Source organism: Pseudomonas sp. NBRC 111133 (assembly GCF_001320605.1).
Classification (GTDB): domain Bacteria; phylum Pseudomonadota; class Gammaproteobacteria; order Pseudomonadales; family Pseudomonadaceae; genus Aquipseudomonas; species Aquipseudomonas monteilii.
Genome location: NZ_BCBJ01000023.1, coordinates 120328 through 127411, shown reverse-complemented (window position 1 = coordinate 127411; position 7084 = coordinate 120328). Strand labels below are relative to the sequence as shown.

10 protein-coding genes are annotated in these 7084 nt (G+C 60.7%); all 10 read left to right on the top strand.

Annotated features, from left to right (window positions below):
• Positions 1-103: 103 nt before the first annotated feature.
• Genes APH36_RS04880 through APH36_RS04835 form a run of 10 tightly spaced genes read left to right on the top strand, consistent with a single transcriptional unit; the run spans position 104 to position 7045 of the window.
• Positions 104-1831, top strand: a complete 1728-nt coding sequence (locus tag APH36_RS04880) for a terminase large subunit (RefSeq protein ID WP_060497711.1) — start codon at positions 104-106, stop codon at positions 1829-1831.
• Positions 1828-2037 carry a hypothetical protein gene (locus APH36_RS04875; protein ID WP_060497710.1) on the top strand — a complete coding sequence of 70 codons (210 nt, stop codon included), beginning with the start codon at positions 1828-1830 and terminating at the stop codon, positions 2035-2037. The genes APH36_RS04880 and APH36_RS04875 overlap by 4 nt, the downstream gene beginning before the upstream one ends.
• Complete coding sequence (locus tag APH36_RS04870) at positions 2037-3248, top strand: phage portal protein (RefSeq protein ID WP_060497709.1); 1212 nt, start codon at positions 2037-2039, stop codon at positions 3246-3248. The genes APH36_RS04875 and APH36_RS04870 overlap by 1 nt, the downstream gene beginning before the upstream one ends.
• Positions 3226-3879, top strand: coding sequence for an HK97 family phage prohead protease (locus tag APH36_RS04865; protein WP_060497708.1), 654 nt, complete (start codon positions 3226-3228; stop codon positions 3877-3879). Before APH36_RS04870 ends, APH36_RS04865 begins: the two co-directional genes overlap by 23 nt.
• A gap of 10 nt (positions 3880-3889) precedes the next feature.
• Positions 3890-5092, top strand: coding sequence for a phage major capsid protein (locus APH36_RS04860; protein WP_060497707.1), 1203 nt, complete (start codon positions 3890-3892; stop codon positions 5090-5092).
• 39 nt (positions 5093-5131) lie between these two features.
• On the top strand, positions 5132-5557 hold the full coding sequence (locus tag APH36_RS04855; RefSeq protein ID WP_060497706.1) for a HeH/LEM domain-containing protein: 426 nt from the start codon (positions 5132-5134) through the stop codon (positions 5555-5557).
• The gene (locus APH36_RS04850) at positions 5550-5867 is read left to right on the top strand and encodes a head-tail connector protein (RefSeq protein WP_060497705.1); all 318 of its coding nucleotides are present in this window, start codon (positions 5550-5552) and stop codon (positions 5865-5867) included. Before APH36_RS04855 ends, APH36_RS04850 begins: the two co-directional genes overlap by 8 nt.
• Complete coding sequence (locus APH36_RS04845; RefSeq protein ID WP_060497704.1) at positions 5864-6202, top strand: phage head closure protein; 339 nt, start codon at positions 5864-5866, stop codon at positions 6200-6202. The genes APH36_RS04850 and APH36_RS04845 overlap by 4 nt, the downstream gene beginning before the upstream one ends.
• Positions 6195-6680, top strand: coding sequence for an HK97-gp10 family putative phage morphogenesis protein (locus APH36_RS04840; RefSeq protein WP_060497703.1), 486 nt, complete (start codon positions 6195-6197; stop codon positions 6678-6680). Before APH36_RS04845 ends, APH36_RS04840 begins: the two co-directional genes overlap by 8 nt.
• Positions 6677-7045, top strand: a complete 369-nt coding sequence (locus tag APH36_RS04835) for a DUF3168 domain-containing protein (RefSeq protein ID WP_060497702.1) — start codon at positions 6677-6679, stop codon at positions 7043-7045. The genes APH36_RS04840 and APH36_RS04835 overlap by 4 nt, the downstream gene beginning before the upstream one ends.
• Positions 7046-7084: the final 39 nt, after the last annotated feature.

The window sequence follows — 7084 nt, the reverse complement described above, 5'->3', positions numbered from 1 at the left end:
CCTTCGGCTCGATGCTGGGTCTGGACCCGGCCAGCCGCACGCGGATCATCGGCGGTAATAAGCAGAAATCCACCAACGAGTTTGCAGCCCTACTGAGTTCCTGATGACCAGAGCCAAGTACACCAATGTCGACAAGGCTATGGTGTGGGCAAGGTCTGTCCTCAAGGGCAGGTTTCCGGCATGTCGCTACATCCACCAGGCGATCGAGCGGCACTTCGAGGATCTGGCGGCCAGCCGCTCGAAGAACTACCCGTACAAGTTCGACCCAGCCAAGGCTGAGAAAAAGCTGCGCCTGATGCAGCTGCTGCCCCACACCAAGGGCGAATGGGCGTTCAAGCGGCAACTGATCACGCTTGAGCCCTGGCAGCTCTTCGGCCTGGCCTGCACGTTCGGCTGGGTCCGGAAGAAGGGCGGGTACAGGCGCTTCCGCGAGAGCTACTGGGAGGTGCCGCGCAAGAACGGCAAATCGGTGATCGCCGCCGGCGTCGGCATCAGCATGTTCACCGCCGACAACGAGTTCGGCGCCGAGGTCTACTCCGGCGCGACCACCGAGAAGCAGGCGTGGGAGGTGTTCCGGCCTGCAAGGCTGATGGTCAGCCGGTCGCCCATGCTGATCGAGGCAGCCGGCATCGAGGTCAACGCCTCGAACTTGAACATCCCGTCGAATGGCAGCCGCTTCGAGCCGCTGATCGGCAACCCAGGTGATGGTGCGTCGCCGTCCTGCGCGATCATCGACGAATACCATGAGCACGACAGCGCGGCCCAGTACGACACGATGCTCACAGGTATGGGGGCGCGCCGCCAGCCGCTGATGTTCATCATCACCACCGCCGGCGCAAACATCGAGGGGCCGTGCTACGACAAGCGTCGCCAGGTCATCGAGATGCTCAACGGCACGGTGCCGGACGACGAGCTGTTCGGCTACATCTGGACACTTGACGAGGGCGACGATTGGACCGACCCGAAGAACCTGGCCAAGGCCAATCCCTGCATGGGCGTGTCGGTGTTTCAGGAGTACCTGGAGAGCCAGCTGGCAAGGGCGATCCGCTCGGCGCGCTTCACCAACACGTTCAAGACCAAGCACCTGAACCTGTGGGTGAGTGCCAAGTCTGGCTTTTTCAACATGGAGAGCTGGAAGGCCTGCGAGGACAAGACGCTCACACTTGAGCAGTTCGAGGGGCAGGAGTGGATTGCCGGCTTCGACTTGGCCCGCAAGCTGGACATGAACTCCAGGGCCAGGCTGTTCTGGCGAGAGATCGATGGAAAGATCCACTACTACAGCGTGGCGCCGGCGTTCTGGGTTCCCGAAGACACCGCGAACGATGTGGACAACAAACGCATGGCCGAGCGCTTTCAGGCCTGGGTCAATACCGGCCACCTGACCGCCACGCCTGGCGCTGAGGTGGACTACCGCGAAATCCTCGAGGATACCAAGGAAGCCAACAAGCTGGCACCGATCAGGGAGAGCCCGATAGACCCGCACGGCGCCACGGGCCTGAGTCATGACCTGGACGACGAGGGTTTCAACCCGATCACCATCACCCAGAACTACACCAACATGTCCGACGGCATGAAGGAGCTGGAGGCCGCAATAGAGGCGGGCAGGTTCCATCACGACGGCAATCCGATCATGACCTGGTGTATTGGCAACGTCATCGGCAAGAACCTACCCGGCAATGATGACGTGGTGCGACCGATCAAGCAGGGCGAAGACAACAAGATCGACGGGGCAGTGGCGTTGATCATGACAGTTGGCCGGGTGCTGGCTAACGCAAACCCGGAGGAAACGCTCTCCGATCACATCACCAAGCACGGAATCAGAACTCTATGACCTCTCACAACGAGGCACCCCGCAGCGGTGGGGTGTCCGCGCTCGCTCATCTGCGCGAATCTTTGCCGGATATCGTGGGCATGGCCGGGTTTGCGCTGCTTGCACGGGGCTTGTGGATCGGCATGGGCGAGGCCGTGGCGCTGTCGGTGTGCGGCATGATCCTGATGGCACTTTCGGCCTATGCCGTTGTGCGAGGAGGGCGCTGATGTTCAAGGCTCTTCTCGGAAGGAAAGAAAATCCGCTGATCATTGATACGCCAGAAAAACTGGCCCAGGCGCTTGGTGCTGGCTACGAAAGTGCGTCAGGTCAGCGGGTGACCACCACCAGCGCCATGCAACAGTTGGTGGTCTTCAACTGCGTGCGGGTGTTGGCCGAGTCGATCGGCATGCTGCCTTGCCGGTTGTTGAAGCAAAACGGCAAGGTCAGGGTACCGGCCACCGGTCACCGGCTTTATCCACTGCTCAACATGGCGCCGAACGGGTACATGACGGCCCAGGAGTTCTGGGAGCTCATGGTGGCTTGCCTGTGCCTACGCGGCAATTTCTACGCCTACAAGGTCAAGGCCCTTGGCAATGTCGTCGAGTTGCTGCCGATCAACCCAGACCGGGTTCAGCCGAAGCTCAAGGACGACTGGTCCGTTGAGTACAAGGTCACGTTCAACAGCGGCCAAGAGACCTTGAGCCAGGACGAGATCTGGCATGTGCGCCTGTTCACACTTAATGGGCTCGTCGGTTTGAACCCGATCGCGTACGCCCGGCAAGCGCTCGGGCTGGGGCAGGCGATGGACGCCCATGCCGCCAAGCTGTTCACGAATGGCGCGGTCACCAGCGGTGTTCTGCGAACTGATCAGCAGCTCACTGACGAAGCGTTTGGGCGACTGAAAACCGAGTTCCAGGGCGAACACATGGGCGTGGCCAACGCCTACAAGCCCATGATCTTGGAGATGGGGCTGGACTGGAAGCCGATCAGCTTGAATGCCCAGGATACCCAGTTCATCGAGTCCAAGAAGCTTACCGAGGCGCAGATCTGCGGCCTGTACCGCGTGCCGCCGCACCTGGTGGCGAACATGGACAAGATGACGCTCAACAATGTCGAGCAGTTGGGGATGAGCTTCGTCAACTACTCGCTCGTGCCGTACCTGACACGAATTGAGCACCGCATTCAGGTCGGCCTCCTCAGTGATAAAGATCGGCTCAGCCACTACGCCAAGTTCAATGCCGGCGGACTCATGCGAGGCGACCTGAAAGGCCGTTATGAGTCCTACGGCAAGGGCATCCAGTGGGGAATCCTCAGCCCGAATGATTGCCGCGAGCTGGAAGACCTGAACCCGCGCGAGGGCGGGGATGTGTACCTGACCCCGATGAACATGACCACCAAACCAGAGGCTGCCGGCGATGCAGACAAAACAGCGCCTTGACCTGCCGCTGACCATCAAGTCGGTCAGCGACAACGGCGAGTTCGAGGGCTACGGCTCGGTGTTTGGCGTGGAGGACAGCTACGGCGATGTTGTTGTCCGCGGCGCCTTTACCGCAAGCCTGGCCAAATGGAAAGAGAAGTCCCGCCTGCCGGCCATGCTCTGGCAACACCAGATGAGCGAGCCGATCGGCATCTACACCGAGATGCGCGAAGACGACGTTGGGCTGTACGTGCATGGCCGGCTGCTGATCGAGGCCGACCCGCTGGCCAAGCGAGCGCACGCCCACATGAAGGCCGGCAGCCTGACCGGCATGTCGATCGGCTACATGCTCGACGATTACGAGTACGACAAAGAGAAGGGCATCTGGCTGCTGAAGGCGATCGATCTCTGGGAAGTCTCCCTGGTCACCTTCCCGGCCAACGACGAGGCTCGGATCACCGATGTGAAATCTCTGCTGGCCCGCGGCGAAACCCCGCCGCCCAGCAAAGTGGAGCGGGCCCTGCGAGAGGTAGGGTTTTCCGGCTCACAAGCCAAGGCCTTCATGGCCAAGGGTTACGGCGCAGTTTCACCGCGAGAGGCGGGTGCCGACGCATCACTCAACCACCTGAAATCCATTTTGGACAAAATGTAAGGAGCCTCTCATGGCTGTTGAAGAAAAAGACATCAAAGAAGTCGCCGACGCCCTAGGCAAAAAGTTCGACGAGTTCAAGGAAAAGAACGACAAGCGCATCGATGGCTTGGAAGCCGAGAAGGGCAAGCTGTCCGGCCAGGTCGACACCCTGAATGAAAAGCTGGGTGAGCTCGACGAGTTGAAATCTGCTCTGGAAAAAGAGCTGATCGAACTGAAGCGCCCGGACGGCAGCGGCACTAAGGCTGCGAGCGAGCACAAGACCGCCTTCATGCAGTTCGTTCGCAAGGGCATCGACACCGGCCTGGGCGATCTGCAGGCCAAGGCGCTGCAGATCGGCAATGACGCCGATGGCGGCTACGCGGTACCGGAAGAGCTGGATCGCAGTATCATTGAGCTGCTCAAGGACACCTCGCCGATGCGCCAGGTGTGTAACCAGATCACTGTCGGCTCCCCGGACTACAAGCGCCTGGTCAGCTTGGGTGGCGCCGGGTCTGGCTGGGTCGGCGAAACTGACGAACGTCCGGCTACCGGTACCCCAACCCTCGGACAGATCTCTGCCTTCATGGGCGAGATTTACGCCAACCCGCAGGCAACCCAGACCAGTCTGGACGACATCTTCTTCGACGCCGAGGGTTGGCTGAATGGCGAGGTCGCCCGAGAGTTTGCCGAGCGTGAGGGCACTGCTTTCTTGCTCGGCAACGGCGACAAGAAGCCAAAAGGAATCCTGGCCTACGCATTGACCACGGCCAAGGACTCCACCCGTCCCTTCGGCACTCTGCAGAAGGTCATCACGGGTGCAGCCGGCGGTTTCACTGGCGACAACCTGATCGACCTGGTCCACTCGCTGAAAGCAGGCTATCGGGCCAACGCTCGTTTCATGATGAACAACCTGACCGTGGCCTATGCCCGCAAACTCAAGGACAGCGAAGGCAATTACCTGTGGCGTCCTGGTCTGGAGCTGGGGCAGCCTTCGACACTGCTGGCCTACGGCATCACCGAGAACGAGGATATGCCGGATATCGCGGCGGATGCCAACGCAGTCACCTTCGGCGACTACAAACGCGGCTATACCATCGTGGACCGCATCGGCACCCGCGTGCTGCGCGATCCGTACACCAACAAGCCGTTCGTTGGTTTCTACACCACCAAGCGCGTCGGCGGCATGCTCGTCGACTCCCAGGCGATCAAGGTTCTTACCCTGAGCGCTGCCTGATTCAGCGGGCGCCTCCGGGCGCCAACTTCTGGAGTATTTATGCCAATCATTTCCGTGAAGAAGGCGTTTCCGTTCGCTGTGGACGGTAACCAGGTGGTGGAGATCCAGGTGGGCGAGCAGGATGTTTCTGACCGTTGCGCAGTGGTGGCGGTTGATCACCTGGGCGTGGCCGAATATCTCGACCAGAAGCGCACCCCGGGGCTTCGTGAGGACGGCCCTACCGTGGCCGAATTCGTGGAGGCCGGTTACCTGGCTGCCAACTATCCGCCGGAAGGCTATGCCTCGCGCAGCTCGCAGGAAGAAATCGACGCAGCCATCGAGCTGCAGAAGGGCGCTGAAAACGAAACCGATCCGCTGAAGATGACCGTTCCCAAGCTGAAAGAATGGCTCACCGCCAACGGTATCGAATTCGCGGCAGACGCGAAAAAGCCGGCGTTGCAGGCCCTGGTGCCGAAAAATGATTGACCTCGACACCGTGAAGTCGCACCTGCGGGTTGACGGTGACGAAGAAGACGCCCTGATCCAGGCATACACCGACGCGGCATTCAGCACGTTCGAACAGTGGACCAACCGCAAGCTGATCGCCGAGGGTGAGCCGCTACCAGAGCCCGCTGGAAACTCGATCGTTATCACGAAGGCAATTTGCCAGGGTGCACTGTTGCTGATCGGTCACTGGTTCATGGGGCGGGAAGCGGTAGTTACCGGAACCATCGCGACTGAGATGCCGATGGCCACCCAAGCTCTTTGGGGGCCTCACCGCTGGGTGAATCTATGAAGGCTGGCGATCTGAGGCACCGCATTGAGCTGCAGCACAAGGTCACACCTCGCGACCCTGAATCAGGCGAATACGGTGAGCCGGAGTGGCAGAAGCTGCTTTCGGTATGGGCCAAGGTATCGCCATTGTCGGCTCGCGACTTGATCGCAGCGCAGGCTGCGAAGTCTGAGGCCACCGCTCGCATGGTGATCCGATACCGTCCAGGCATTCTGCCCACGATGCGAATCGTCTACCGCGGCGAGGTGTACAGCATCGAAGGCCCGCCTCTGGAAGACGACAAGTCCGGCCAGGAGTACCTGACCATCCTCGTGTCGAAAGGGGTGAAAGATGGCTGACGGAGTCGAGTTCAGCATCACCGGCTTGGATAGCCTGCTGGGGAAGCTGGAGTCGGTCAGCTATGACGTTCGGCGTAAGGGTGGACGGGCCGCGTTGCGGAAGGCCGCTCAGGTTGTGGTGCAGAAAGCCAAGGAAGGCGCCGAGCGGATCGACGACAAGGAAACCGGGCGCTCGATCGCGGACAACATTGCTCTTCGCTGGAACGGCAAGCTGTTCAAGCAGACCGGAGACCTCGGTTTCCGGATCGGCGTACTGCACGGCGCCGTGCTCAAGGATGGCGGCGACCTCAGCCCGAACTCACCAACGCCGCACTGGCGCCTGATCGAGTTCGGTACCGAGAACATGGCGGCCGTGCCTTTCATGCGTCCAGCCCTGGCCAACAGCATCAGTGAGGTTACGGCCACTTTTGTCACCGAGTACGAGAAGGCAATCGACCGCACCATCCGGCGCGCTGCCAAGAAGGTCGCATCCTCATGACACCACCTATTTTCCAAATCTGCTCGCAGGCCGCTGGCGTCACCGCACTGCTCGGCGTCGGCGCGAATCTGCGGCTCTACTCGTTTGGCGAGGCCCCCCAGGATGTGACCAAGCCATACGCTGTGTGGCAGTTGGTCAATGGCGAACCGGAGAACTACCTGGCCGGCCGTCCCGACGCCGACGGTTTCACGCTACAGGTTGACGTTTACGGCACGACCAGTACTTCGGTCCGCCAGGTTCGCGACGCCATACGTGATGCCATTGAGCTGGATGCCTACGTGACTCGGTGGGGTGGCGAAGCCCGCGACCCGGCCACCAAGAACTACCGGACCAGTTTCGACGTGGACTGGTGGGTGCAGCGCTGAAATGTCGAAATCCATCGTGCCCGCCATGTGCGGGCTTTT

Bases quoted from the DNA above. Each gene is read 5' to 3' on its own strand.
- APH36_RS04880 (WP_060497711.1), top strand. From the start codon at position 104: ATGACCAGAGCCAAGTACACCAATGTCGACAAGGCTATGGTGTGGGCA.
- APH36_RS04875 (WP_060497710.1), top strand. From the start codon at position 1,828: ATGACCTCTCACAACGAGGCACCCCGCAGCGGTGGGGTGTCCGCGCTC.
- APH36_RS04870 (WP_060497709.1), top strand. From the start codon at position 2,037: ATGTTCAAGGCTCTTCTCGGAAGGAAAGAAAATCCGCTGATCATTGAT.
- APH36_RS04865 (WP_060497708.1), top strand. From the start codon at position 3,226: ATGCAGACAAAACAGCGCCTTGACCTGCCGCTGACCATCAAGTCGGTC.
- APH36_RS04860 (WP_060497707.1), top strand. From the start codon at position 3,890: ATGGCTGTTGAAGAAAAAGACATCAAAGAAGTCGCCGACGCCCTAGGC.
- APH36_RS04855 (WP_060497706.1), top strand. From the start codon at position 5,132: ATGCCAATCATTTCCGTGAAGAAGGCGTTTCCGTTCGCTGTGGACGGT.
- APH36_RS04850 (WP_060497705.1), top strand. From the start codon at position 5,550: ATGATTGACCTCGACACCGTGAAGTCGCACCTGCGGGTTGACGGTGAC.
- APH36_RS04845 (WP_060497704.1), top strand. From the start codon at position 5,864: ATGAAGGCTGGCGATCTGAGGCACCGCATTGAGCTGCAGCACAAGGTC.
- APH36_RS04840 (WP_060497703.1), top strand. From the start codon at position 6,195: ATGGCTGACGGAGTCGAGTTCAGCATCACCGGCTTGGATAGCCTGCTG.
- APH36_RS04835 (WP_060497702.1), top strand. From the start codon at position 6,677: ATGACACCACCTATTTTCCAAATCTGCTCGCAGGCCGCTGGCGTCACC.